General features: G+C 64.5%; 20 protein-coding genes. 4 read left to right on the forward strand and 16 right to left on the reverse strand.

Annotation, left to right across the window (positions count from 1 at the left end):
* Window positions 1–226: 226 nt before the first annotated feature.
* The gene (locus I6F38_RS24185) at window positions 227–2170 is read right to left on the reverse strand and encodes a sigma-54-dependent Fis family transcriptional regulator (RefSeq protein WP_225162073.1); all 1944 of its coding nucleotides are present in this window, start codon (window positions 2168–2170) and stop codon (window positions 227–229) included.
* Between the two features lie 284 nt (window positions 2171–2454).
* On the opposite strand from I6F38_RS24185, the gene I6F38_RS24190 reads away from it, so the two are divergent.
* Window positions 2455–4263 carry an NAD(P)/FAD-dependent oxidoreductase gene (locus I6F38_RS24190; RefSeq protein ID WP_225162074.1) on the forward strand — a complete coding sequence of 603 codons (1809 nt, stop codon included), beginning with the start codon at window positions 2455–2457 and terminating at the stop codon, window positions 4261–4263.
* Window positions 4264–4454: 191 nt separating this feature from the next.
* Here the strand turns inward: I6F38_RS24190 and I6F38_RS24195 are convergent, their stop codons facing one another.
* The 7 genes from I6F38_RS24195 to I6F38_RS24225 all read right to left on the reverse strand — a co-directional run bounded on the left by I6F38_RS24195 (window position 4455) and on the right by I6F38_RS24225 (window position 11499).
* A complete protein-coding gene (locus tag I6F38_RS24195; RefSeq protein WP_225162075.1) occupies window positions 4455–4874 on the reverse strand; it encodes a CBS domain-containing protein in 420 nt (139 codons plus the stop codon).
* A gap of 251 nt (window positions 4875–5125) precedes the next feature.
* Complete coding sequence (locus I6F38_RS24200; protein ID WP_176937234.1) at window positions 5126–5596, reverse strand: YbaK/EbsC family protein; 471 nt, start codon at window positions 5594–5596, stop codon at window positions 5126–5128.
* 120 nt (window positions 5597–5716) lie between these two features.
* Entirely contained in the window at window positions 5717–6529 is an 813-nt protein-coding gene (locus I6F38_RS24205) for a pentapeptide repeat-containing protein (protein ID WP_225162076.1), read from the reverse strand.
* 289 nt (window positions 6530–6818) lie between these two features.
* Window positions 6819–7376: a hypothetical protein gene (locus I6F38_RS24210; protein ID WP_225162077.1), complete on the reverse strand. Its 558-nt coding sequence runs from the start codon at window positions 7374–7376 to the stop codon at window positions 6819–6821.
* A 189-nt stretch (window positions 7377–7565) separates the two neighbouring features.
* Complete coding sequence (locus tag I6F38_RS24215; RefSeq protein ID WP_225162078.1) at window positions 7566–9401, reverse strand: DUF1963 domain-containing protein; 1836 nt, start codon at window positions 9399–9401, stop codon at window positions 7566–7568.
* A gap of 171 nt (window positions 9402–9572) precedes the next feature.
* Window positions 9573–10811 carry a CoA transferase gene (locus I6F38_RS24220; RefSeq protein ID WP_225162079.1) on the reverse strand — a complete coding sequence of 413 codons (1239 nt, stop codon included), beginning with the start codon at window positions 10809–10811 and terminating at the stop codon, window positions 9573–9575.
* Window positions 10798–11499: a haloacid dehalogenase type II gene (locus I6F38_RS24225; RefSeq protein WP_225162080.1), complete on the reverse strand. Its 702-nt coding sequence runs from the start codon at window positions 11497–11499 to the stop codon at window positions 10798–10800. The genes I6F38_RS24220 and I6F38_RS24225 overlap by 14 nt, the downstream gene beginning before the upstream one ends.
* A 94-nt stretch (window positions 11500–11593) precedes the next feature.
* Between I6F38_RS24225 and I6F38_RS24230 the strand changes: the two genes are divergently transcribed.
* Window positions 11594–12496 (forward strand): LysR family transcriptional regulator, encoded by a 903-nt coding sequence (locus I6F38_RS24230; protein WP_225162081.1) that lies wholly within the window; start codon window positions 11594–11596, stop codon window positions 12494–12496.
* Here I6F38_RS24230 and I6F38_RS24235 read toward each other — a convergent pair.
* Entirely contained in the window at window positions 12493–13902 is a 1410-nt protein-coding gene (locus I6F38_RS24235) for an MFS transporter (protein ID WP_225162082.1), read from the reverse strand. The genes I6F38_RS24230 and I6F38_RS24235 overlap by 4 nt on opposite strands.
* Window positions 13903–14200: 298 nt before the next feature.
* On the opposite strand from I6F38_RS24235, the gene I6F38_RS24240 reads away from it, so the two are divergent.
* A complete protein-coding gene (locus tag I6F38_RS24240; protein ID WP_225162083.1) occupies window positions 14201–15370 on the forward strand; it encodes a hypothetical protein in 1170 nt (389 codons plus the stop codon).
* Between the two features lie 115 nt (window positions 15371–15485).
* Here the strand turns inward: I6F38_RS24240 and I6F38_RS24245 are convergent, their stop codons facing one another.
* From I6F38_RS24245 to bioB, 4 genes are all read right to left on the reverse strand, one after another.
* Complete coding sequence (locus tag I6F38_RS24245; protein ID WP_225162084.1) at window positions 15486–16748, reverse strand: adenosylmethionine--8-amino-7-oxononanoate transaminase; 1263 nt, start codon at window positions 16746–16748, stop codon at window positions 15486–15488.
* Complete coding sequence (gene bioD, locus I6F38_RS24250) at window positions 16745–17371, reverse strand: dethiobiotin synthase (protein WP_225162085.1); 627 nt, start codon at window positions 17369–17371, stop codon at window positions 16745–16747. Before bioD ends, I6F38_RS24245 begins: the two co-directional genes overlap by 4 nt.
* On the reverse strand, window positions 17368–18522 hold the full coding sequence (locus tag I6F38_RS24255) for an 8-amino-7-oxononanoate synthase (protein WP_225162086.1): 1155 nt from the start codon (window positions 18520–18522) through the stop codon (window positions 17368–17370). Before I6F38_RS24255 ends, bioD begins: the two co-directional genes overlap by 4 nt.
* A gap of 65 nt (window positions 18523–18587) precedes the next feature.
* The gene (gene bioB / locus I6F38_RS24260) at window positions 18588–19583 is read right to left on the reverse strand and encodes a biotin synthase BioB (protein ID WP_225162087.1); all 996 of its coding nucleotides are present in this window, start codon (window positions 19581–19583) and stop codon (window positions 18588–18590) included.
* A 124-nt stretch (window positions 19584–19707) separates the two neighbouring features.
* Here bioB and I6F38_RS24265 point away from each other — a divergent pair, with 124 nt between their 5' ends.
* Window positions 19708–20346 carry a GntR family transcriptional regulator gene (locus tag I6F38_RS24265; RefSeq protein WP_225162088.1) on the forward strand — a complete coding sequence of 213 codons (639 nt, stop codon included), beginning with the start codon at window positions 19708–19710 and terminating at the stop codon, window positions 20344–20346.
* 213 nt (window positions 20347–20559) lie between these two features.
* On the opposite strand, the gene greA is transcribed toward I6F38_RS24265, so the two are convergent.
* The 3 genes from greA to I6F38_RS24280 form a co-directional block, all read right to left on the reverse strand.
* Window positions 20560–21042, reverse strand: a complete 483-nt coding sequence (gene greA, locus I6F38_RS24270; RefSeq protein WP_225162089.1) for a transcription elongation factor GreA — start codon at window positions 21040–21042, stop codon at window positions 20560–20562.
* A gap of 79 nt (window positions 21043–21121) precedes the next feature.
* Window positions 21122–24268, reverse strand: coding sequence for a multidrug efflux RND transporter permease subunit (locus I6F38_RS24275; RefSeq protein ID WP_225162090.1), 3147 nt, complete (start codon window positions 24266–24268; stop codon window positions 21122–21124).
* Window positions 24265–25482 carry an efflux RND transporter periplasmic adaptor subunit gene (locus I6F38_RS24280; protein WP_225162091.1) on the reverse strand — a complete coding sequence of 406 codons (1218 nt, stop codon included), beginning with the start codon at window positions 25480–25482 and terminating at the stop codon, window positions 24265–24267. The genes I6F38_RS24275 and I6F38_RS24280 overlap by 4 nt, the downstream gene beginning before the upstream one ends.
* Between the last annotated feature and the right edge of the window lie 171 nt (window positions 25483–25653).

Here is a 25653-nt window from a genome sequence, read left to right on the forward strand (position 1 = left end):
GCTGCCGACGACAATACTACGATCCCGCAGCGAACGGCGCACGCTGTCGTGAGGCGTGCTGAATTTCGCTTGCGAAAGCGGGTGGGCCGAAGTCGGCCGACGGCGGCCGAACGCCTGGGGTAGGAAAAATCACATGCAATTTCAATTATGTATGGGTTCGTGCCGCTGTTCGGCAGGGATGTCGTATCTGACGGTGGCGGTCAGCGATGGCGGGCAACGACCGCACTCAGGTCAGGTCTTTCGGCATCGTGATGCCGAAGCGGACAATCTGGCGATGGATGGTCGAGCGATCGACGCCGCGTTCGCGCGCCACCTGCGAGACATTCCAGCGATTGTTGCGCAACGCCGTAAGTAGCGCATCGGCTTGCCGCGACGTCGCCGCTCTGCCACGTGCCGGCTTTCCGGAGCTGTCCTGACCCAGGGGATGAGCGATCCGGTCCGGCAGATCGGCAAGATCGATCGTGCCGTCGTTCGACAGCGCGCAGCCATGATCGAGCGCGTTGATCAACTCGCGGATGTTGCCGGGCCATTGGTACTTGAGCAACGCGCTGCGCGCGCTTGCCGTCAACGCATAGTTGGCCTTGTGCTCCATCGAAAGCCGATGCAGGGATTGATCGATCAGCCACTCGATATCGGTGCGCTGACGCAGCGGAGGCAGCGCAAGCACCGCGCCGTTGAGGCGGAAATAGAGATCCTCGCGGAACTGCCCCGCCTTCACCAGCGCGACGAGGTCGCGATGGGTGGCAGCGATGACGCGGACATTGAGCGGGACCGGCCGGGTGCGGCCGACCGGCGTCACCTCGCGCTCGGCGAGCACGCGCAACAGGCGCGTCTGCGACGAGATCGGCATGTCGCCGATCTCGTCGAGGAACAGGGTGCCGCCATCGGCCTCGAGCACGAGACCCTTCTTGCCCTTGGCCGCCGCTCCGGTGAAGGCGCCCGCCTCGTGGCCGAACAGCTCGCTCTCGATCAGGCTTTCCGGCAGCGCGGCGCAGTTGACGGCGACGAAGGGCCTGCCTGCCCGCGCACTGACCGAATGCAGCGCCTTCGTCAGGTGCTCCTTGCCGGTGCCGGTTTCGCCGGTGATGAGCAGGCCCATCTGGGTATTGATGAGCTTGGCGGCGCGCGTCACCACGTGATGCATGGCGGGATCGCCGCGGAACAGGTTGCGTAGCGGCGCCGGAAGCGCCGACTCGCTGCGGGAGGACGCCGGCGCCGCCAGCTTGTTCGGGGGCGGCAAGGTCTGCGCGAACAGCGTCGCGCCGCTGTTGGCAAGCCGCAGCGTGCGTTGGCCGGTGGGGCGCGAATGGGCGAAGCGCGGCAGATCGTCGATGGTGCATTCGAAGATGTCGGACACGCCGAAGCCGTCGGCCCGCAGGCGAAGGTCCGGACGCTTGGCCAGTTCGCGGGCGAGCAGCTGCCTTGCGCGATTGTTGAAACCGATGATGTGGCCGCTGCTATCGACGGCCATCACATAATCCGGATCGACGTCGGCGAATTCAGCGGAGCCGGACAGCTTGATGATCCATTCCTGCCGGAAACGGTTCAGCAGGTTCGCATTCTCGATCTTGTGGGCGAACGACTTGACCAGTTGCAGCGCAAGGAACTGGCTGGCCTTCGGTTCCGGCGAGCGCAGCGCGGAGATATCCAGCACAGCAGCGAGCTTGCCGCTGGGATCGAAGACCGGCGCGGCCGTGCAGGTCAGCGGAATATGGGTGGCGTCGAAATGGTCGGATTGATGCACCGTCAGGGCTTCTTCGGTCGCGATGCAGGTGCCGACCGCGCAAGTGCCGGCATGCGGCTCGTTCCAGTCGGCGCCGAGATAGAGGCCGGCCCTGCGAAGCGTGTTGTTGAATGTCGGGTCGCCGATGAAATCCACCGTGATGCCCCTGGCATCGGTGAGCAGCAGCACGTAGCCGAGTCCGGCGATCTGACGATACAGCATCTCGACGCCGAAGCGCGCCGTGTGCAGGAACTCGTCCATGGCGTCGCGATGCTCGCGCAGCCGCCCGGACGTTACGATATGAGCGTCGCGCAGCACCAACGGATCGAGCTTGTGTTCGGAGACGCATCGCACCCACGACTGATGGATGATTGCGTCACGCGCGCTGCTCTGGCCGTCCGCAACGCGAACCAGCTCATCGATGTGCGCAGCCCGCTCCGTCGTCACGGCTGATGCTCCTGGATGTTTCCCCGCACGTTGTTGCGTCGAGTGTCACTCGGATTGTGCCGCCGATCAAGTTTGTTGCGTGCAACACCTGTTGCATGACGCAACAAGTGAGGCGGCCTGGCGCCGACAGTTAACGCGAGGAAATGCCGAGCGTTTTTCGAGATGCGCCGCAATGGCATGAGGCTTGCTGACACGGTGGTCGAGGCAAGATTCGACCTCGCTAACAAACGCGCCGGACCCACGACGCAAAGGCGATCGACGCCGGCATATGGGAGAATGAAACCATGCTCACGAAGGCCCCGGACGGAAAGATCACCGCGCTGCTCGACGAGTTCAACGTCGCATTGTCGTCGGGTGACATCGAACGCGCGATCGCGCTGTTCCAGACCAATTGCTACTGGCGCGATCTGGTCACCTTCACCTGGAACATCAAGACCATGGAAGGCAAGGATCAGATCCGCGACATGCTGAGAGCGCGGCTTGCGGACAGCAAACCGTCGGGATGGCGCATTGCCGATGGCGAAGTTGCGAGCGAGGCCGGCGGCATCATCGAGAGCTGGATCGAGTTCGAGACCGATGTCGCGCGCGGCTATGGTCACCTGCGCATGAAGGACGGACGCATCTGGACCTTGCTCACCACCATGGCCGAGCTCAAGGGACATGAGGAGAAGTCCGGCTTCACCCGTCCGCTCGGCGCCAAGCACGGTCATGGCAAGGACCGTAAGAGCTGGCGCGAGGAACGCGACCAGGAAATCACCGAGCTGGGTCATGCAAAACAACCCTATGCGCTGATCATCGGCGGTGGGCAGGGCGGAATCGCGCTTGGCGCGCGGCTGCGGCAACTGAACGTGCCGACCATCATCATCGAGAAAAACGAACGCGCCGGCGATTCCTGGCGCAAGCGATACAAGTCGCTCTGCCTGCACGATCCGGTCTGGTACGACCATCTGCCTTATATCGACTTCCCGAAGAACTGGCCGGTGTTCGCGCCGAAGGACAAGATCGGCGACTGGCTGGAGATGTACACGAAGGTGATGGAGCTCAACTACTGGAGCTCGACCACGGCGAAGTCGGCCAAGTATGACGAGAAGGCCGGGGAATGGACCGTCGTGGTCGAGCGCGACGGCAAGGAGATCACGCTCAAGCCGAAGCAGCTCGTGCTGGCGACCGGCATGTCGGGCAAGGCGAACTGGCCCACCTACAAGGGGCAGGACATCTTCAAGGGTGAGCAGCAGCATTCCTCGACCCACCCGGGGCCGGAGAAATATCGCGGCAAGAAGGTGGTGGTGATCGGCTCCAACAACTCCGCCCACGACATTTGCGCGGCGCTATGGGAAGGCGGTGCCGACGTCACCATGGTGCAGCGCTCATCCACGCATATCGTGAAGTCCGACACGCTGATGGATATCGGACTCGGCGCGCTCTATTCGGAGCAGGCGGTGGCGAGCGGCGTGACCACGCGCAAGGCCGACCTGATCTTCGCCTCGCTACCCTACAAGATCATGCATGAATTCCAGATCCCGCTCTACGAGCAGATGCGCGAGCGCGACAAGGATTTCTACGCCGCGCTGGAGAAAATCGGCTTCATGCATGATTGGGGCGACGACGGCTCCGGCCTGTTCATGAAGTACCTGCGCCGCGGCTCGGGCTATTACATCGACGTCGGCGCCTGCGATCTCGTGATCGACGGTTCGATCAAGCTCAAGAGCGGCAAGGGCGCAGCGGTGCAGGAACTGACCGAAAACGGCGTCAGGTTCGTGGACGGGAGCGAACTCCCCGCCGATCTCGTCGTCTATGCCACCGGCTATGGCTCGATGAACGGCTGGGCCGCCGATCTGATCTCGAAGGACGTCGCCGACAAGGTCGGCAAGGTCTGGGGTCTTGGATCCGAGACCACAAAGGACCCCGGCCCATGGGAGGGCGAGCAGCGCAACATGTGGAAGCCGACCCAGCAGCAAGCGCTTTGGTTCCACGGCGGCAACCTGCACCAGTCGCGGCATTACTCCCAATATCTGGCGCTGCAACTAAAGGCGCGGATGGAGGGCATCCCGACCCCGGTCTACGGCTTGCAGAAGGTTCATCACCTGGGCTGATTGACCAGGCGATATCGCGACGGCGGGCGGACCGTGGTGCGATCCGCCCCTCGACAGATCGGATGGAGATCGAACGGTGCCGATCGCCGTCCAGCTTCGGGACGATGCCTGTGAGACAGCCGGCACCGGTTGCCTTCCCGGTTGATCATGACACTGGCCGGTCTGCCGGATTCCCGCAGACCGGCCTCGCCTCAATGATGAGCCGACACGCTCTTCATGCATTGGGACACGAGATCGGCACCGGCAAAGTGGCCCACATCGCCCAGGCTGATCATGCCAACCATCCGCTTGCTCTTGTTGATCACAGGCAGTCTGCGGATCTTCAGCGTTTCCATGTGATGTATAGCTTTCGTCAGATCGTCGTCTTCCCGGCAGCAGTGGATGCCTTCAGTCATCACATCCCGCGCTGTGGTGCGCGCAGAGTTGAAGTCCTTGCTCGCAAGACCTTTGCAGACGAGGTCGCGATCCGTCACCATCCCGATCAGACGATCGTCTTGTCCGATCGGAATGCAGCCGATGTCGTGCCCTTGCATCAATTTCGCGATTTCGGTGATTGGCGTGTCGGGGCTTACCCAATCGACGCCCTTGTGCATCACGTCCTTGACTTTCATGGAGGACCTCCCGTCCAAGGCAGCACCCCCTCGCTCGCAATTATACAACAGAGCTGGCGCGACTGCATGCGTGCTGCGCCTTAAGGCACGATGAAACCGGGTCGAAGCGTCATCGCGCTCGAGCCCCTTGCTTGAGCATGATCTCTGCGCAAGCGCGTTCCTCCCTTGTCTCGGGGGAGAGCCGCTTCGCACCCTTCCGGATCATGCTCCAGTCGGGGCGCACAGATAGATGGTCCCGCTGTCACGCCGCCTCAGTCGTGCGCACTGAAGCTGCCATGCAGGGAACCGGCGGTCAGGCGTGCGAATTGCGCACGACCGAGATGAAGCAACGTCTCATGATCGCCGGCTTCGATATAGATCTCGGGCTGCATCCGGATGCTGTCATCAACGATAACGTCGAGCCCGTAGCAGCTACCGGCGGCGGGAACCGCCCCGTGCGCACAGTCCGTGAACAGCCGATCGATCTCGCCTTCAGCGGCCATGGCGATATCGTCACCGAATCTCGCCCTGAGATCCGCCAGCCTGAGGTGATGCGATGCCGGCAACACGGCGAGCAGGTACCCGTCGTTGCGGCGCAGCACAATGGCCTTGGCCAAGCGATCGCCCGAGACGTGACAAGCCTGGGCGGTAAGGGCTGACGACATCGTCAGGACGTGCGGGATTTCGTCGTACTCGATGTTTTCTGCAGCGAGATAATTGTGCAGTTTGGGAGAAATGGTCATGGCCTCACCTCCGGTGCGACATGCAACCATCCACCGTGGTCCTGCCCGCCGCACGATGAGCGGCTGCGTGGTTCTCAAGACAGAACATAGGTCTTGTCGCAGGACACTGCAATTCGATCCCTAACGGGGGCGCCGCGCCAAGTTCAAGTTCCGGGCCTTGTCCAGATTGCGGGCCTCGGCCAGCGCCGCCGCGCTCGGCAAGAGGGCCGACGCAAGGTCGGCCTCGGTGAAATCTGCGCCGGCGACATTGGCGTCGGATAGGTCGGCTCCCGCAAGGTCAGCTCTATGGAGGCTGCAGTTCGCCAAATTGGCATTCTGCAGTTGCGCAAATTCGAGATCGGCGCGCGAAAGATTGGCGCCGCTTAGATCCGCATTCCGCAGATCGGCGGATTTGAGCACGCCACGCATCAGGCCCATCGATTGGTTGCGCATATCAGCGCTCAGATCGGCGCCCGCAAGCCTGGCCCCGATCAGGCTGGCACCGGAAAGATCGGCGGTTATCCGAGCGCCGCTCAAGTCGGCGCCGCCAAGCTTGGCGCGCTGCATCTGCGTGCCGAGCAGCGATGCCTTGACGAGGGACGCCCCCGTCAAGTCTGCGTCGATCAGCCAGGCCTGGTTCAAGATAGCCCGATCGAAGCGGGCGCCTTTCAGATTGGTCCGGTTGAGCTTTACGAGATGAAGGTTGCCGCCGGAGAAGTCGAGGCCCGAGAGATCGAGGCGCGACAGTCGCTTTCCATCCAAATCTGCAGTGCGTCCGTCCCCGTGAGGGACCGACTTGAGGAGCGCGTCGACCTCGGCGCGCGTCATCTCCGACGCCGTCATTTCCGGACTGTTGAGGTCGACACTCCGCAGCATGTCCTGCGACACAGCGTCAGTCGGATCAACCAGCAGCGCCGCTATCGACACAAAGGTAAATGCGAGACGAAACGACATCGCCGTCTCTCCGCCGCTCAGTAACCCGGTATCGTCTCTTGTATTCTCCGGGTTGGCCGCGCCGTCAGGTTAGCTGGCCGGCTCCGGCCTATGCCAGAGTATGAAACCGGATATCGATCCTGGCAATGCCAGTGACCCGTCTCAGCCGGAGCAGCACGAGGCGGAGCAAGCCAGGCGCGGAATATGGTCGGGCACCTTCATGCCGCCGGAGGAATGGTGCCGGCTCAACCCGAGGCAGATCCCGATTGACGGGACGCCGCCAACACCTCGCGACGCGCCACCGAGCCGGTCAACGCAGGGTCAGCCGGCCGCGCTCGTCAACAAGCGCCGGAAAACGGGCCGCGAGAGTGGCGGTGAGCGGCGCGTCCCGCTCGACCACTTGAAACGTCATTCTGCCGAGCCGGTAGCCCGCCCCGAAGGCGGCGGCGAGATTGTCGGGCGAGACCACGACAACGGATTTAGGCTTGTTCGTGTCGGTGAACATCACCAGCGTCGGATAATCCTTCGGACGCAGGACGCCGGATGGCTTGGCTCTGACAGCCGCGCTCATGGTTCTCGCGTTGTCGCCGGACGGAAGTGGCGGCGCCAGCTCGCGATAACCGAGAACCTGGACGACGATATGCGTCATGCTGCTCAGATAGCTGTAATTTCGATCGTAGTTCGTCGCGAACAGAACCTTTCCGTCGCCAAGATCCACAAATGGGGCTTCGCCGTGCACGGTGAAGCCACCACCCCAGTCGGAACCACCAGCGCCCGGCATCGGGATCAGGAATTCCCGCTCAAGGCGCAACTCCATGACTGAAGAGCCGGACCTCATTCCGCCGGGGGTTTCGACCTCGATGGTCATCCGGTAGCGCAGAGCTGCCTGCGGCGTACTACATCGGACCAACAACCACGCCAATGCAATGGCCATGACGGCAAGAATGACAGGCCGTTTCAAAGAGACACCTTTGCGCAGCCATCAATGGCACGTTGCTCTTGCTTCGCTTCGCTGATCATTCGGCTGCCACCGGCAACCGCCTTTGCGGCGGATCTGTCAATTCGATACATCCACCCGCACATGTCTGAAGTCGTGCCGCTCAAGATCGGGGCGGGAGATCGAGACGACGAGGTCGCTGACGTCGCCGCATCTGAAATGCGTGAGATTGTTGCTCGGAAATTGCAGCAGCATGACCGAGTTCGGCTTGTTTTCGATAAAGTCCGCGCACCAGCCTCGCGGCGCGCCGCCGATCTGGAGCGTGGCTTGCTCGGCGTCGAACACCCAGTCGGTCTCAAGGGGATGCCGGGCGGCCGGGATCACTGCATCGGGATCGTCGGCGTAAAGCTGCTTGGCGATTTCGGAGCGCAACACCCTGTACCCCGTCGACCAGAACTCCGGCAGCGCCTGATCGGCCGCACGCTCATCGAGCAGCCGATAGAGCGCGGTCCACTCGTCGGGCACGAACGCGGCCTCGCTCTGGCGATCGCGGATCCTGCGCATGACCGCTTCCAGCTCTGCGACGAGCGCCTCGGCCTTCTGCTGCCTGCTCCGTGCGATGGCGGGCCTCTGGCCCTCGCTTGCCTCGGCCGTTCCGAACCTGCGCAATTGCTCATGCGCCCAGTCGCGCTCGCTCTCCGCGCGCCCGCGGGCGTCTGCCCAGCTTTCGGGCGGCGGCAGCCCGCGACCATGCGCCATCGTCGTCTCGAGCGCCGCGGCGTTGTCGATCCAGAACGCGTAGTACAGTTTGCGAATCCCGCGAACCCGCGCCGCATAGGCTTCCCAGTCCTGCGGAAACTTCTCCCTGTATTCCAGCCAGCCGGCGAGATCGGCTGAAACGCCCCTGTCGGGCGACGACATCCGTACGTCGGCCTGAAGATCCCGTTCAAGGTCCTGAATGAGCCGAACCAACCCGGCATATCTGCGCCCTTGCTCGGTGTCGGGCGGAAACAGAGGCGCTTTCGATTTCACCCAGATCGGCGCCAGAAAACCCTCGCCATTGGCGAGCTCAATTTCCGACTTGTCGAGCGTCGCGACGAAGCTGCTGCCACGCTGCAAGGTGATCTCGTCGTGCAGCTTCCTGATGCGCAAGACCAGTTCGGCGTGGGACAGCCAACTCTGCAACGAGAATGGCTGCTCCGCTTCGGAACGCGCCATCGCCTCGCGCAGCCGTTCCGCTGTTTCAGCGAGTTGCTCGAACGCAGTCACCAGCTCCTTGCGCGGCGGCTTGAGCCGCGCTTCCTGCTGCCGCGCCGCGTCGGCCAGACGCGCCGCCCACGCCCGCGATTGGGCAAGCGCCTCCTGCACGAGCAGCTCAAGCGTTCTCCAATCGATCGGCTGAAGCTCCCAGGATGCGATGGCGAGAACTGCATCGGCAGAAGGCTTGCGCCGCAGCCGGCTTGGAACGCAGCTTTCGCCGTCGACGGGATGCACGAAGTCGAGCGGCCATCTGGGCGGCGGTGCCAGCAGCCCGTCATACTTGTCATCGACCCAATACAGACCCGTGGCGCTCTTCTGCCAGGCGTGCTCGTTGCGACGCTGCGGTCCGAGCGTCGGTTGATGGATCACCTTCACGTCGATGCGACCGGACACGGCTGCGAAAAATGCCAGCCACCCCGTCCTCGGACCGACGCCGCCCCACAGGCTGGGCGGCAAGGATGCGCAATTGATCTGGCAAAGAAACTGATACGGCTGGCCGTCCCTGCTGGGCCATTGGAAGGGATCGGGAAGCTTTGGATTGCCGCCGATCCAGCCGATCTCGGCTGCCGCCGGACAAGCCGGAATCGCAGCGCGCAGCCAGACTGCATTCTGGTCATGCGCGGCCGGGTCCTCGTCCGAGGCCTTGGCAAGCATTTCCAGATTGTACGTTAGGAACTTGGCAATAAAGTCCTTCATCGCGCGCCGCTCCTCAACCTGGGCCAGACTATCGGCGTCGATTCAGGATTGCGCCATCCAAATTCTGTATCTTGGAAAGCGAGTTCTTAATTCCCGCGGACGGGCGCGCTTGATCAGGTAAAGGCCAGGACTGTGCTACGCGCCATTTCGCCGCACGTTAGGCGGCGCCGCTCACATCGACGATCGCACGAGCGTCCGTCCAAAGTCGCCGAACGCGCCCTCGGCGGCGAATCTCCCGAGCTGATCGTCGCTCCAACCGAGCCATTCCGCAAACACCTCGCTTGTGTGTTCGCCGAGCATCGGCGGCGGCGTGGACGGCGCCGGCGGTTCGTCGCCGAACCGCGTCGGCCTCGCGATGAACTTCACATCTCCCGCGGCCGGATGGCTGATGGTCTGGACCATTCCGCGCTGCGTGAGTTGAGGCGTTTCGCAGACCTCGCCGACCGACTTGATCGCGCCGCACGGAATGCCCGCCGCGCCGAGCGCCTGCAGCCAGTCGGCACGACTCCTCCGCGCGAAGATCGGCGAAAGGATCGCGACGAGCTCGTTTCGGCTCGCCGCGCGGTTCGGAGCGGTTGCGAAGCGGATGTCTTCGCGCAGCTCCCGACGGCCGACGACGCCGCAAAAGGCCGCCCAGAACTTGTCGTTCGCGACCCCGACATTGATCCAGCCGTCACTCGCCTCGAACGGTTCATACGGGCTGATGGTCGGATGGACATTGCCGCGGCGCTTCGGGCTTTGTCCCGAGGCGAAGTACATGCCGGCGTTGAACGTCAGCAGCGATGCCATGGCGTCGAGCATGGAGACGTCGACCCGGCCGCCCTCGCCGGTGCGGTTCTTCCGCATCAGGGCGGCCAGCACCGAATGCGACGCATAGAGGCCCGTGACGAGGTCGGCGATCGACGTGCCGACCTTGGTCGGCGGTCCGTCCGGATCGCCGGTGATGTCCATGACGCCGGATTCGCCCTGTAGGATCAGATCGTAGCCGGGGCGCGCGGCGTCGGCGCCGGTGCGACCGAATCCCGAGATGCTGCACAGGATGATGTCGGCCTTGCGGGCGCGCAACGCGTCGAAGCCGAGCCCCCATTTGTCCAGGGTACCAGGGCGGAAGTTCTCGATGACGACGTCTGCGACGGATGCAAGATCGAGCACCGCGTCGCGCCCGGCCGACGACTTCAGATCGATGGCGCAACTTCGCTTGTTGCGGTTCACCGACAGGAAATACGCACTCTCGCCGCCGATGAACGGCGGCCCGTAACGGCGACTCTCGTCGCCCTGCCGCGGATCCTCGATCTTGACGATGTCGGCGCCGAGATCGCCGAGCTGCATCGTGGCAAACGGGCCGGAGACCACCCGGCAGAGGTCGAGGACCCTGATGCCCGACAGCGGCTCGCGATCAGACGATCGCATCGGCGAGGTCCTTCATCGACGGCACCAGGATGTCGGGCTGGTGCGGCGTGATGCCGAACGGGCGGCTGCGCCGATCGATGAAGGCCGTCCGCATGCCGGCGGACTTGGCGCCGATGCAGTCGAAGGCGTGATTGGCCACGAACAGCACCTGCGCGGGCTTCACGCCCATGATCTCGGCCGCTTTGGTATAGGTCGCGACATGCGGCTTGAACGAATTCGCTTCGGCCACCGAGATCACCCGATCGAACGGGACCTTGTGGTACTGCTTCGCGGTCTCGAGCATGTCCGGATCGCCGTTCGAGAGCACGACGAGCTTGTACTTGCGTTGCAGCCGCGCGAGCGCGTCCGGCACCTCCGGAAACGGCACCAGCTTCTCGATCTCGCCCACGAGGTAGCGCACATCGTCCATCGTATAGTCGATCTTCGCGCGGTCCATGACGTGAGCAACCGCGCGGTGCCCGATCTCGCGATAGGGCGTGTGCTCGCGATGCAGCAGCGCATCGATCATCGAGTTCTCGAAATGCGTGCGACGCCACCACGTGACGAAGGAATTCGGATCGCCCTTCCAGCTCTTCTTCGCAAGGAACGGCGCCGCGATCCTGGTCAGGCCGCCCTGCATGTCGACGACCGTGCCGTACTGATCGAACATGCAGATCTTCACGTCGCGCTTGATCATCTCAAAGCTCATTGATGCCTCCTTGGTCCTGATCGATTGATACGCGCCGCGCCATCATGGATGAAATGGATTTGTGATCTTTCGTCATTCACGATATGAATGAAGGATGAACCTTCGATCCATCGACCTCAATCTGCTTGTCGCGCTGGACGCATTGCTGACCGAGCGTCACGTCACCAAGGCGGCAGACCGCGTCGGCCTCAGCCAACCGGCGATGAGCAATGCGCTCAACCGGTTGCGCGCGATGTTCAAGGACGAGCTCCTGGTGCGGACCACGACCGGGATGAAACCCACGCCCCGCGCCACCGAACTGGCGGAGCCGCTGCGCCAGGTTCTGCGCCAAGTCGAGCGCGTGATGGCGAGCGACGCCGGCTTCGATCCAGACAGGACGGAACGCACCTTCACGATCAGGATGTCGGACATTCTCGCGTGCCTGCTGCTGCCGCGGCTCGCCGCAGCACGGCCGCCGGAGGGGCGGATCTCCTACAACACGATCCATCTGCCGCCCGCCCTGACGATCGATGCGCTCGAGCGGGACGAGATCGACGTCGCGGTGAGCATGGGGCTCGAGCATTCCGCATCGATCCGTTCCGAGACGCTGCTCCGCGACCGCATGGTCTGCCTGATGCGACGCGAACACCAGATCAAGCGCGCACGGCTGACTTTTGAGCGCTTCATCGCGCAGGAGCACATGAAGGTCTCGATGAGCCCGACCGATCTTCGCTTCGTCGACGACGTGCTCGCCGAACGCGGCCACCGAAGACGCATCGCCCTGAACGTGCCGCATTGGCTGGTCGTGCCTCACGTCTTGAAGAAGACCGATCTGCTCGCGGTGATGCCGAGGCACCTCGCGACCGTGCTGATGGACGATGATCTGAGGATGGAGGAACTGCCGTTCGAATCCGCGCCGTTCGACTGGATGTTATACTGGCACCGCAGATACGATCAGAGCAATGCGAACGGCTGGCTCCGCGACCGGATCAGGGCGGCCTGCTCCGAACTGGACTAGACGCCGAGGTCCGCCGGCCTCCGCGCCATCGACGACCGCCCTCCCGCCTCGGCGTCCGTGACCGCCGACGCGTCCTCCAGAGATCGTCCCTTGGTCTCGAAACCGAACACGAGGAAGACCACGGCCTGGAAGACGAGGATGCCGGCCAGGGTCGTCAGCACGCCGGTGAGTCCCTGCCAGGCGAAGATCGCAACCACGACATACTGGACCAGCGCGGTCGCGATGCGTCCGGACGTGGCGCAGATCGCCGTGCCGCGAAGCCGATACCGCGTCGGAAACAGTTCGGGGACGTGCATCGCGAACCCGGTCGCCAGCATGACGTAGATTGCGGTGATCAGCAGGAAGCCCACGCCCGCGAGCGCAACGCCGTCCGGCATGTATGGATAGGCGATACCGAGCGCCGCTGCCGCAATCGACGAACAGACGATCGACAGCCTGCGTCCGAGCCGGTCCGCCAGCACGAGCCCGATCAGCGATCCGATCGGGCCGCCCAGCGCCATCACCGTGGTATAGCCCAGCGAGGAAACCACGCTGTGGCCGCCCTTGACCATGAAGGTCGGCAGCCAGCCGATGAACCCATAGAGGCTGAAGCCGACGACGATGTGCAACAGGCTGCCGAGCAGCGTGCGCGCGAGATAAGGCGGCTGGAACAGACGCCAGACCGCGCCGGGAGACTCCTGCGCCGGCGCGCGGGCAGCGATGGCAGGCAGTTTCGCCTTGCGCGCGGCCTCGGCTTCGATCGCCGACAGGATCTTCTCGGCTTCATCGGCGCGTCCGTTGGCGGCGAGCCAGCGTGGCGATTCCGGCATCGACTTGCGCAGAATCCAGACGATCATCGCAAGACAACCGACAAGGCCGAACATGTAGCGCCATCCAAGCGTCGGGATCACCCACAGGCCGACCATGGAGGATACGAACAGCGAGAAATTGGTGATCACGGCCAGCAGCCCGATCCAGCGCCCACGCGAGGAAGCCGGCACGAATTCCGTCAAGGTCGCATAGCCGACCACGATCTCCGCGCCGAGGCCAATGCCGATGATGAAACGCAAGCCGATCAGGACGATCATGTTCGGCGCGAAGGCCGCGGCGATCGAGGCGAGACCAAAGATCGCGAGGTTCATCTGGTAGGAGAAGCGGCGGCCGAACCGATCGCCGAGGATGCCGGAGCACCACGCGCCGATCGTCATCCCGACGAAGGTCGCGGAGACGAATGCGGCGTTGAGCTCGAGCGTCGACCAGCCTTCCTTGAGCACGGCGCCGAGCACGCCGCCGGCCAGATAGATATCGAACGCGTCGAGGAACATGCCGGCGCCGATCAGGGCCAGGATACGCCAGTGGAATCCGCAGATCGGCAGCCTGTCGAGGCGCGCGCCCGCGTTGATGTCGATGTCGGCGGATCGCGCCATGCCAAACCTCCCTGCCCGGCCTTTGGCAGCCGGATGCTCCGGGCACCGATTGATGATGCGCAGGGGGGCGTCGTCCAATTCAAATCGAAAATTCGACTATTTGGCGCAGTGATGAAGCTGACGAGACCGCATGATTGCGTTCCATCCTGACACCGAGCTGACTTGCATTCGTCGTCGTTAACGATCCCGCCGTCGCGCGATCTCGAAATCACGGTGTCAGCACAAACATTCACAACGGGTTCATGTCGCCGCCACTATTCGACTCCAACGCTGGGGGAAGAAGATTGGAGTATGTGCCATGCGCCGCATCGCCGGACTGCCTTTCGCCCTGGCTCTCAGCCTCTGCTGTCTTTCCCCACCACACGCTGCGCGCGCGCAGCTTGCCATCGGCATCACCGTCAATGCGGCGCCGCCGCCATTGCCGGTCTATGTCCAGCCGCCGATCCCGGCGCCCGGCTACATCTGGACTCCGGGCTATTGGGCATGGAGCGACGACACCGGTTACTACTGGGTGCCCGGCACATGGGTGCTTCCGCCGGCGCCTGAATTGCTGTGGACACCGGGCTATTGGGGCTGGAGCGACGGCGCCTACGCCTTCCACGCCGGATATTGGGGCGCGACCGTCGGCTTCTACGGCGGCATCTCTTATGGCTTCGGCTACACCGGCGTCGGCTATGAGGGCGGCTACTGGCGCGGCGGCAGCTTCTTCTACAACAGCTCCGTCAACAACATCTCGAACGTCTCGGTCACCAACGTCTACAACAAGACCGTCGTCAACAACACGACCAACGTCAGCTACAACGGCGGCACCGGCGGCACCACGGTGAAGCCGACGCCGCAGCAGCTCGCGGCCCAGAGCGCGCACCATGTGGCCGCGACCGGCGAGCAGACGCGACACGCGGAAGCGGCGATGAAGAATCCGGCGCTGACGCTCGCCAACAACCATGGTCATCCGGCGGTCGCCGCGACCGCGCACGCAGCACGGTTCAGCGGCGCCGGCGTGATCGCCGCGCGCCCGGGCAAGCCGATCGCGGCGCCGCCACCCCGACACGCGCAACCCGCGGCCGCGCACGCCTTGCCAACGGGACATGCTCTCCCGACGGGGAATGCCCTGCCGCCAGGACATGCCCTGCCGACAGCAAATGCTTCGCCGGCCGGACACGCTCTGCCGACGGGGAACGCTTTGCCGCCGGCACACACCTTACCGCCGGGACACGCCTTGCCGACTGCGCATGCTCTCCCCGGCGCCGGCACACATCCCGCACCCGCGCCGCACGTCGCTCCGCCGGCGTCAAGACCGCAGCTCGTGCAGCATGCACCGCCGCAGCCACACGCGGTCGCGCATCCACCGGCGCCGCGCGTCGCGCAAGCTGTTGTGCATCGGCCCGCGCCCCCGCATGTGTCACGACCGGCGCCACGGCCGCATCCTGCTGCGAGGCCGCGTCCGGCGCCACGCCAACACTCATGATCGGGCTCATCGGCGTGCCTGCAAGGGCACGCCGATCTCGTATGAGACCCCATCGCGGGCACCACGGCCCGCGATGCAATCATCAATCCCTGACTTTTGGACACGAAGCGTGTCGTCAAACCAGCGCGTCGGCCGCGCACCTGATCCCGTCGTAGATCTCCTCGAGATCCGCCTCCGTGACGCAGTAGGGCGGCATGACGTAGATCGTATTGCCGAGCGGCCGCAGCAGCAGGTTGCGGCGTTCGAACAAGGCCTGAAGCTTTGGGCCGATGCCGGCGAGATAGCCTGCATCGCTTGCCTTCAGATCAAGTGCGGTGATGGTCCCGGTGCGGCGGACGTTCTCGAAGCGCGCGTCGGCACGGAACGCGGCGAGCAGGCGCTCCTGCATCGCAGCCACCGCGGAGACGCGCGCGCCTGCACCGTGTTGCCAGAGCTCGAGGTTTGCTTTTGCAGCAGCGCAGGCGACCGGGTTTGCCGTGTAGGAGCTGGAATGGAAGAAGGTGCGCGAACGATCGCTGGAATAATGTGCGTCGTAGATCTCGGCCCGGCAGAGCGTCACCGCGAGCGGCAGCGAACCGCCGGTGAGGCCCTTCGAATAGCAAGCGATATCCGGCGCGATGTCGGCCTGCTCGCACGCGAACAATGTGCCGGTGCGGCCCCAGCCGGTCATCACCTCGTCGGCGATGAAGAGCACGTTTGAGGCTGCGCAGATGCGTTTCATTTCCTTCAGCACCCAGGGAGGATACATCAGCATGCCGCCGGCGCCCAGGATCAGCGGCTCGACAATGAACGCGGCCGCGGTTTCCGCGTTGCACGCGGCCTCGAGCGCGTCGAGCGTCGCCTGTTCACGGCCGGGCGCCGGAAACGGGATCGACGCGACGTCGAACAGCAGCGGCTCGTAAGCCTTGTTGAAGACGCCGCGCGCGCCGACCGACATCGTCCCGACCGTGTCGCCATGGTAGGAATTTTCCATCACGATGATCTGCGTGCGCGTCGCGCCGATATTGTGCCAGTAGCCGAGCGCCATCTTCAGCGCCACCTCGACGCTGGTCGAGCCAGAGTCGGAGAAGAACACGTAATCGAGCCCATCGGGCGCCAGCTTCAACAGCTGCGCGGCGACCTGCTCGGCCGGATCGTGGGTGTGGCCCGCGAAGATGATCTGGTTGAGCTGCTCCGCCTGGTCCTGGATCGCGCGCACGATGTGCGGATGGCAATGGCCGTGGGTCACGACCCACCAGGAGGCGATCGCATCGACGATGCGGCGATCATCCGCGGTGTAGAGATAGGCGCCCTCCCCACGCACGATCCTCGTCATCTCGCCGTGCAGCGCGTGCTGGGTGAACGGGTGCCAGATCGGCGACTTCCGAGCGGATGTCATGGATTGAAATCTTCCCGCCGGAACGACGCCTTGAACGCTGCCTGCAGCGTGTCTGCCGCAAGCGGAGCAAGCCAGGGCAACCGGCCTAGCCGGCGCACCTGCCCGATCTCGCAGATCGCGCGCTCGCTCTCGGGATTGCTCTCGCCGATGAATGCGATCCCGAGAATGTCGATCCCGCGCGTGCGCAGCGCCTCGACCGACAACAGCGAGTGATTGATGGTGCCGAGCGCGGTGCGGGCGCACAGCACGACCGGAAGGCGCCATCGCGCGAAGATATCGATATAGAGCGTGTTGCCGTCGAGCGGCACCATCAGCCCGCCGGCGCCCTCGATCACCACGTCCCCGACATCGGGCACGCCGAGCGCGGCAGCGTCGATGCGCACGCCGTCGAGTGCGGCGGACTGATGCGGCGAAGCCGGCGTTCGAAGCCGGTAACGCTCCGGCACGATGCGATCCGCCGGGAGCCCGCCAAGCCGTGCGACCAGTTGGGCATCGGTTTCCTCCTCGATGCCGGCCTGAACCGGCTTCCAGTAGCGCGCGCCGAGGAAACCGGCGAGGCCTGCGGAGAAAACCGTCTTCCCGATCCCGGTATCGGTGCCGGTCACCACGATCCGGCTCGTCATCGCGACCAGCCCTTCGTCTCCTCGACCAGCGCATCGAGCAGCGCGCGCACGTCGTCCTCTCCGACATTGAGCGTCAGCGCAATCCGCAGCCGCGCGGTGCCCGCCGGCACGGTCGGCGGCCTGATGCCTCTGATATCGAAGCCGCGCGCCTGCAGCGCAGACGCCAGCCGCATCGCGCGCGCATTGTCGCCGACGATATAGGGCACGATCTGCGAGCGCGACGGGCTGCGCCAGCCGCGCAGGTCGAGCTCGCGATGCGTGAACGCGACCAGTTTTGCCAGGCGCTGCTGATGCTCGGGCTCCTGCTGCAGGATCAGCAGCGCCTCACGCACGGCAACGGCCACAAGCGGCGATGGCGCGGTGGCGAAGATGAACGGGCGGCTGCGATTGACCATGAAGTCGCGTAGCTCGGTCGAGGCCGTGACCAGCGCACCGGCGGCGCCCAGCGCCTTGCCGCAGGTATGAACGATCACGAGGTTCTCGCGCCCCTCATAGGTCGCCGTCAGCCCGCGCCCCTGCTCGCCATAGACGCCGGTGCCGTGCGCCTCGTCCACCATCAGGAACGCGTCGTGCCGGTCCGCGATGGCGACGAGGTCGTCGAGCGGTGCGACGTCGCCGTCCATGCTGTAGACGCTTTCGACCACGATCCAGACCCGGCCCGTGCCACCCTCGGCGCGCCAGCCGCGAATGGTGGCTTCGACCGACCCGGGATCATTGTGCGCGCTGATCCGGAATTCGGCCCGGCCGGCCCGCGCGCCTTCATGGATGCTGGCGTGCACGAGAGAATCGAGCACCAGGAGGTCGCCGCGTTGCGGCAGCGTCGTCAGCACGGCGAAATTGGCGACGTAGCCGCCACCGAAGAACAGCGCCGTCTCGGCTCTAAAGAACGCGGCGGCCTCGGCTTCGAGGCGTTCGTGCTCCTCGCAATTGCCGCGCAAAAGCCGCGACCCACCGGCGCCGATCGGCGTGCCGGCCTCGAGCGCGGCCGCGACCGCCTGCTTGATGCGCGGCGCGCTCGCGAGCGCCAGATAGTCGTTCGAGACGAAATCGATGCCCGCGCGCGGCTTGAGACCGCGCAGCCGATCGTCCTTGCTCAGGGCGTGCAAGGCCGCGGCGTAATCAGCGACCTTGGCCGCATGGATTGCGCTCATGCTTCTCTCTCAGATTTGTCGTTGGTCGCGCGGCGAATCCCGCTGCGCGCGTACCGGAGCTGCGCTCAGGCGAGGGCGGAGTTGATGCCGAGCCGGTCCAGCAGATTGGCGTCGCGATCGCGCTGCGGGTTCCTGGTGGTCAGCAGCACATCGCCGATGAAGATCGAGTTCGCGCCGGCGAGGAAGCACATCGCCTGCAGCTCGTCGGTCATGTATTGCCGTCCGGCCGACAGCCGCACCACGCTCTTCGGCATCATGATCCGCGCGGTAGCGACCAGACGCACCAGCGCGATCGGATCGGGCCGTTCCGCGGTGTCGTTGACCGGCACGCCCTTGACCTCGTTCCACAGATTGATCGGAACGCTCTCCGGATGGTTGGGGAGATTGGCAAGCAGCATCAGCATACCGAGCCGGTCATCGACCTGTTCACCCATGCCGATAATGCCGCCGCAGCAGACCTTGATGCCGGCGTCGCGCACATGCGCGAGCGTATCGATGCGATCCTGCAGGGTGCGGGTGGTGATGATCTTGTCGTAGAACTCGGGCGAGGTGTCGACGTTGTGGTTGTAGAAATCGAGCCCGGCGTCGGAGAGACGCTCGGCCTGCTTTGGCGTCAGCATGCCGAGCGTGACGCAGGTTTCCATGCCGAGGCCCTTCACCGCGCTGACCATGTCGCAGACCTGATCGAGATCGCGGTCCTTCGGGCTGCGCCAGGCCGCGGCCATGCAGAAGCGGGTTGCGCCGGCGTCCTTGGCGCGCTGCGCGACCGCGACCACTTCGTCCCGCGGCATCAGGCGAGTGGCCTTCAGGCCGGTGTCGTAATGCGCGCTTTGCGAGCAGTAGCCGCAGTCTTCCGGGCAGCCGCCGGTCTTGATGCTGAGCAGGCTCGCGGTTTCGACATGGTTCGGATTGAAGTTGGCGCGATGCACGCCTTGCGCCTGAAACATCAAATCCGCGAACGGCAAATTGTAGAGTGCTTCAGCCTCGGCACGGTCCCAGGTCTTGCGGGGCGCTGCACTGGTGCCGCTGTCGGTCCGTTCGATTTCCACGACATCAACCATATGGCTTGCTTTCTCGTTTGCTGTGGATCATAGATAATCTGGTATATTATCTATGATCTGTGGACTTAGAACGATGCTAGCCGAGCCAGTACGCGCACGCACCCGTTTTTACGATAGATAATCTATGACGAGCGAAGGCGAGAACACGACCACCGCGGGGCGCATCGCCGAAGCGATCGGCGGGCGCATCATCAACGGCGAATTGCTGCCGGACGCGCCGCTGCGGCAGGATCATGTCGCGCGCGAATTCCATTCGAGCCACGTGCCGGTGCGCGAGGCGTTCAGGCAATTGGAGGCGCAGCATCTCGTTGTTGCGGTGCCGCGACGCGGGGTGCGGGTCGCGCCGCTCGACACCAGGTCGGTGAAGGAAATCGCCGAGATGCGCGCCGCGCTCGAAGTGGTCGCGTTGCGCAACGCCGCTCCCAGGCTCACATCGGCGCATCTGGCACGGATCGAGCTCGCCATGATCGAAGGCGACAATGCCGAGACGGTGCAGGATTTCGAGATGGCCAATCGCGCCTTTCATCACGCGCTGGTGGCGCCGTGCGCGATGCCGCGGCTGCTTGCCAGCCTCGACGGCCTGCAGCTTGCGAATTCGCGACTGGTGTTCGCGATGGCGCGCAACGCCGGCTGGCGGCCGCGGCCGAGCCCGGATCATCGCGTGATCCTGCAGGCGCTGCGCGCCCGCAACATCGAACAGGCCTGCAGCCTGCTGGCGCGGCATATTCAGACTATCGAGCGGCTTACCCTGCCGGCAGCGTGATCAAGCGCGATTGGCTTCAGCGGAATCGGTCCAGAGGAGGATTTGCTGCACCTCTCCCGCTTGCGGGGGAGATCGCATCGCATTGAAAATGCGATGCGGGTGGGGGCTCTCTCCACGATACGACTCGCGGAGAGAGCCCCCACCCCAGCCCTCCCCCGCAAGCGGGAGAGGGAGCAGGCCGTCTTTGCGGCCGATATCTAATCCCATCACTCTCTAAGCGATCGCGACGATCTCCAGCTCCTGATCGCCGGCGCCTGCGACGTCGCCCAGGGCTTTGCCCATCAGCGACCTCGCCACCGGCGAGACAAAGGAAATCGAGCCTGCCTTTGGATCGGCTTCGTCCTCGCCGACAATGCGATAGGTCTGCACCCGCCCGTCGGCGCGGCTGAAAGTCACCGTGCTGCCGAAGGCAACAGTTTCGGTGGAAGCAGGGTCAGGCACGACCTGCGCGGTGCGGAGCCGCTCCGTGAGATAGCGCGCGTCGCGCAACGGAACCGCCGACTGCCGCCGCCGTTCGTTGACGTCGTCCAGCTGTTGGGCGGCCTCAAGGGCCTCGCGTGCCGCCCGGAGCTCACGCTCCAGCGCCTTGCGTCCTGCTTCGGTCACCAGGTTGGGATGCGGCGAAATGGGGCGGTCCGGCAACAGCGTTTCGGACGCGGTCTCGGCACTTTCTTCCTTGGTGAAGGCAACGCTCAATCCAGAACTCCATCGATGAGGCCAGCAGCATAGACCCGCCCCACGCGCCTCCCTAATGCGCGAAGGGATTAGGCAGGATCTAATGCGAGGCAGGCTGTTCGGCCTTGCTCCGTCTGCCGAAGCGGTTCTTTACACCCTCGCGCCAGCCCTGGAAGGTGACGAACAGCATCGGCACCAGGAAGATGCCAACCGAGCTTGCGGCGAGCATACCGCCGAACACCGCGGTGCCGACCGCACGGCGGCTGATTTCCGCGGCACCGGTCGCGACCACCAGCGGCACCAGGCCGAGGATGAAGGCAATTGATGTCATCATGACGGCGCGGAAGCGCATTTGCGCGCCCATCGTCGCGGCCTCCGCGATCGGCTTGCCGGCCTCGCGCTGCTCCTTGGCGAACTCGACGATCAGGATGCCGTTCTTGGCGGCGAGCGCGATCAGCACCACGAGGCCGATCTGACCGTAGAGATCGAGGTTGAGGCCCGCGAGCTTGATCGCAAGATAGGAACCGAACACGCCGACCGTGACCGATAGCAGCACGGGAATCGGGATCGTCCAGCTCTCATACAGCGCGACCAGGAACAGATAGGCAAACAGCACCGCGAGGCCGAGAATGATGCCGGTCTGGCCGGAGGCCGCCTGCTCCTGATAGGCCGTGCCGGTCCACTCGTAGGAATAGCCGGAAGGCAGCGTCGACTTGGAGAGCTCGGCCATCGTCGCGATCGCGGTGCCCGAGGACACGCCCGCCGCCGGGCTGCCGTTCACGGTGACCGAACGATAATTGTTGTAGCGCGTGATCACCTGCGGTCCGGTCACGATGCGCAGGCTTGCGATCGAGCGGATCGGCACCATCTCGCCGCCGCTGTTGCGCACATAGATCTGCCAGATATCGGGAATGTCGCGGCGATCGGCGGCATCGCCCTGCACATTGACCTGCCAGGTGCGGCCGAACAGGTTGAAGTTGTTGACGTAGATGCCGCCGAGCGTGGCCTGCAGCGCGGTGAAGACGTCGGCCATGTTGAGGCCGAGCGCCTGCGCCTTGGCGCGATCGATGTCGAGATAGACCGACGGGTTGGTCGCGGTGAAGGTCGAGAACACGCGGGCCAGATTCGGATTGCGGTTCGCCGCGCCGATCAGCCCGCCCATCACGCTGCTGAGCGAGGCCGGATCCTGCCCTTCGAGCGCCTCAAGCTGATATTCGAAGCCGCCGGAGGTCGATAGCCCGATGATCGGCGGCAGGTTGAACGGCAGCACCGAAGCCTGGCGAATCTGCGATCCCCCAACGAAGGTCTGCCCGATCGCCGCCTGCACCGAGTCGGTGACGGCCTTGCGGTCGGCGAACGCCTTCATGCGCGCCACCATGAAGGCCGAATTCGGCTCGCTAGCACCGTCGAGCAGCGAGAAGCCGATGATCGACAGCACATGGTCGATCGCCGGATTCTTCTTCAAGAGCGCCTCGACCTGCTTGGTGACCTCACTGGTGCGTGCCACCGACGCGCCGTCGGGCAATTGCACCGCGATGAAGAAGGCGCCCTGATCCTCCTCGGGCAGGAAGCCGGTCGGCGTGATCTTCGACACGCCGAACACCGCGCCTGCAAACACCAGCACCGCAACCAGCGACAGCACCGCCACACGAACCAGCCGTTGCACCACGCCGGCGTAGCGGTCGCGCACCCAGTCGATGCTGCCGAGCACCCGTCCCATGATGCCGCGGCGCGGCCCGCCATGACGCAGGAAAACAGCGCACAGTGCCGGCGACAAGGTCAGCGCATTCAGCGCCGAGATCACCATCGCGGCGCTGATCGTCACCGCGAACTGGCGGAACAGCGTGCCGGAAATGCCCGGGATGAACGCGATCGGCACGAACACCGAGAGCAGCACCAGCGAGATCGCGATGATCGGCGCCGTGATCTGCGCCATCGCCTTCTTGGTGGCGTCGGCCGGCGACAGTTCCGGCTCCTCCTCCATGACGCGCTCGACGTTCTCGACCACGACGATGGCGTCGTCGACCACGATGCCGATCGCCAGCACCATCGCCAGCAGCGAGACCGTATTGGCGGAATAGCCGAGCGCTAGCAGCACCGCGAAGGCGCCGATCAGGCTGACCGGAACCGCGACCGCGGGGATCACCGTGGCGCGCAGATTGCCGAGGAACAGGAACACCACGATCACGACGAGCACGAAGGCTTCGCCGAGCGTCTTCATCACCTCCTTGATCGTATCGGACACGAAGGTGGTGGAGTCGTACTGCACGAGATAGGTCAACCCCGGCGGAAACCGCTCCGACAGCCGCGCAAGCGTGGCCTGCACCGCCTTGGCCGTGGTCACCGCATTGGCGCCGGGCGCGAGATAGATGCCCATCGGCACGCCGGGATTGCCGTCGATCCGCGACTCCGAATCCATGTTCTGCGCGCCGATCTCGACGCGAGCAACGTCCCTGATCCGCAGCACCGATCCATCCGGATTGGCCCGCAGCACGATGTCGCCGAACTGCTTGGATGTCGTCAGGCGGCCTTGCGTCTGCACATTGAACTGGAACTGCTGGTCATTGCTGATCGGACGCGCGCCGATGCGGCCGACCGGCGCCTGCACGCTTTGCGCCCGGATCGCGGCGATCACGTCGGACGGCGCCAGATTGAGGCTGGTCAGGCGCTGGGTGTCGAACCAGATCCGCATCGAATAGTTCAGCTTCGCGAACAGCGAGGCCTGTCCGACACCAGGCGTGCGCGAGATCGCGTCCAGCACGTTGATGATGGCGTAGTTGGTGATGAACAGCGGATCCTGATCGCCGCTCTTGCTGTACAGCACGATGAATTGCAGTACCGCCGAGGATTTCTTCTGCACGGTCAGGCCCTGCGCCTGCACCTCGGTCGGCAATTGCGCGAGCGCGCTCTGCACGCGGTTGTTGACGTTGACGGTGTTGATATCGGGATCGGTGCCGAGCGCGAAGGAGACCGTCAGCGTGTAGCTGCCGTCATTGCCGCTGGTCGACTTCATGTAGAGCATCTTGTCGACGCCCACGACCTGCGCTTCCAGCGGCTGGGCGACGCTCGATTCCACCACTTCGGCCGATGCGCCGGGGAATACGGCGGAGACCGTGACCTGCGGCGGCACGATGTCCGGAAACTGCGCGACCGGAATCTGCATCAGCGCCAGCGCGCCCGCGATCGTGATCACGAACGCGATGACGATCGCAAGCCGCGGACGATCGACGAAGACGGCAGAAATCATGGGTTATTGCCCGTCGATTTCGGCGCGCTGCTCGCGCCGCCATCCGCCGAAACCTTCATGCTCGACTGGATCAGCGCGCTGACGGGCCCCGGCGCCACCACCTCGCCCGGCTTGACCTTCTGCAACCCCTCGACGACGACCTTGTCGCCGAGCGAGATGCCGCTCGTTACCGCCGCAATCGTTGCGGTCGATTGCCCAAGCTGGATCCGCCTTTGCTCGGCCTTGTTGTCCGCGCCGACGACATAGACATATTCGCCCTGCTGGTCCGACAGCACTGCCGAACGCGGGATAGCCAGCACCTCGACCGGCTGCACGCCTTCGAGGAGAACGGTCACGAACTCATTGTCGGTGAGTTCGCGGAGCGAGCCGCCAGCCGCGACGGAAGTATATGTCGGCGGATTGGGGATGGTGCCGCGCAGGGAGATGGTATCGGTGTTCTGCGCGATCGTGTTGTTGACGAAATTCAGCTCGCCGGTCTTGTCGAAGAGCCGGCCGTCCGGCAACCGCAGGCGGATGACGACGGCCTTGAAGCCGCCGCGCGTCGCATAACGGTCGCGCAGATCGAGCGCCTCGCGCACCGGCACGGGAAAGGTGACGTACATCGGGTCCTGGCTGACGATTGTCGTCAGGGTTCCCGAGCTCGGCGTCACGACGTTGCCCTCGGTGACCGCGGTGCGTCCGATCCTGCCGTCGATCGGCGAGTGGATCATGGTGTAGTCGAGATTGATCTGGGAGAGGTCGACCTGCGCCTGCGCGGCCTGCACCTGCGCCTCGAGGCTCTGCTGGTTGGCGACTGCGGCGTCGACGTTCGACTGCTGGCCGGCCGGCCCGCCCATCAGGGCCTTGGCGCGATCGGTGGTCAGCTTGGCGTTGACCAGCGTCGCCTGCAATTGGGCGACCTGCGCTTTCTTCGATGCAAGATCGGCCTCGAACGGGCCGCGCTCGAGTTGGTACAGCAGGTCGCCGGCCTTGACCTCGGAGCCTTCGACGAAGTTCCGCTTGTCCAAGAACGCCGTGACGCGCGCCACCACGTTGACGCGGTTGGGCGCCTCGATGCGTCCGAGAAATTCATTGGTTTCGGTGATCGGCCGCTTCACCGCCTCGAACACGCCCACGGCAGGAGGCCCGGGCGGCCCCGCCTGGGCATGGGCCGCTGATACTCCCGCCGCCACCAATCCCGCCGATACGAGAAGCCCTGCCAAACGACCGCGCATGCGTTCCGTACCACTCATGCAGTCCAACCCTTCGGCTACCAACAGACGCTACGAGACGGATATGACGTCGAGTTCCCTCAGACCCGAAGGTCAGGATGGGCAGGTGCGTTGCAGCAGATCATAACGCGGCCAATCCGACAATGCTGTAACTCGGCCGCGATCGTTGCGCCG

This window comes from Bradyrhizobium sp. BRP56 (assembly GCF_020194035.1).
GTDB lineage: Bacteria > Pseudomonadota > Alphaproteobacteria > Rhizobiales > Xanthobacteraceae > Bradyrhizobium > Bradyrhizobium australafricanum.

Coding starts and splice junctions, on each gene's coding strand:
- I6F38_RS24190 (WP_225162074.1), top strand. CDS start 2,455: ATGCTCACGAAGGCCCCGGACGGAAAGATCACCGCGCTGCTCGACGAG.
- I6F38_RS24195 (WP_225162075.1), bottom strand. CDS start 4,874: ATGAAAGTCAAGGACGTGATGCACAAGGGCGTCGATTGGGTAAGCCCC.
- I6F38_RS24200 (WP_176937234.1), bottom strand. CDS start 5,596: ATGACCATTTCTCCCAAACTGCACAATTATCTCGCTGCAGAAAACATC.
- I6F38_RS24205 (WP_225162076.1), bottom strand. CDS start 6,529: ATGTCGTTTCGTCTCGCATTTACCTTTGTGTCGATAGCGGCGCTGCTG.
- I6F38_RS24210 (WP_225162077.1), bottom strand. CDS start 7,376: ATGACCATCGAGGTCGAAACCCCCGGCGGAATGAGGTCCGGCTCTTCA.
- I6F38_RS24215 (WP_225162078.1), bottom strand. CDS start 9,401: ATGAAGGACTTTATTGCCAAGTTCCTAACGTACAATCTGGAAATGCTT.
- I6F38_RS24220 (WP_225162079.1), bottom strand. CDS start 10,811: ATGCGATCGTCTGATCGCGAGCCGCTGTCGGGCATCAGGGTCCTCGAC.
- I6F38_RS24225 (WP_225162080.1), bottom strand. CDS start 11,499: ATGAGCTTTGAGATGATCAAGCGCGACGTGAAGATCTGCATGTTCGAT.
- I6F38_RS24230 (WP_225162081.1), top strand. CDS start 11,594: ATGAACCTTCGATCCATCGACCTCAATCTGCTTGTCGCGCTGGACGCA.
- I6F38_RS24235 (WP_225162082.1), bottom strand. CDS start 13,902: ATGGCGCGATCCGCCGACATCGACATCAACGCGGGCGCGCGCCTCGAC.
- I6F38_RS24240 (WP_225162083.1), top strand. CDS start 14,201: ATGCGCCGCATCGCCGGACTGCCTTTCGCCCTGGCTCTCAGCCTCTGC.
- I6F38_RS24245 (WP_225162084.1), bottom strand. CDS start 16,748: ATGACATCCGCTCGGAAGTCGCCGATCTGGCACCCGTTCACCCAGCAC.
- bioD (WP_225162085.1), bottom strand. CDS start 17,371: ATGACGAGCCGGATCGTGGTGACCGGCACCGATACCGGGATCGGGAAG.
- I6F38_RS24255 (WP_225162086.1), bottom strand. CDS start 18,522: ATGAGCGCAATCCATGCGGCCAAGGTCGCTGATTACGCCGCGGCCTTG.
- bioB (WP_225162087.1), bottom strand. CDS start 19,583: ATGGTTGATGTCGTGGAAATCGAACGGACCGACAGCGGCACCAGTGCA.
- I6F38_RS24265 (WP_225162088.1), top strand. CDS start 19,708: ATGACGAGCGAAGGCGAGAACACGACCACCGCGGGGCGCATCGCCGAA.
- I6F38_RS24275 (WP_225162090.1), bottom strand. CDS start 24,268: ATGATTTCTGCCGTCTTCGTCGATCGTCCGCGGCTTGCGATCGTCATC.
- I6F38_RS24280 (WP_225162091.1), bottom strand. CDS start 25,482: ATGCGCGGTCGTTTGGCAGGGCTTCTCGTATCGGCGGGATTGGTGGCG.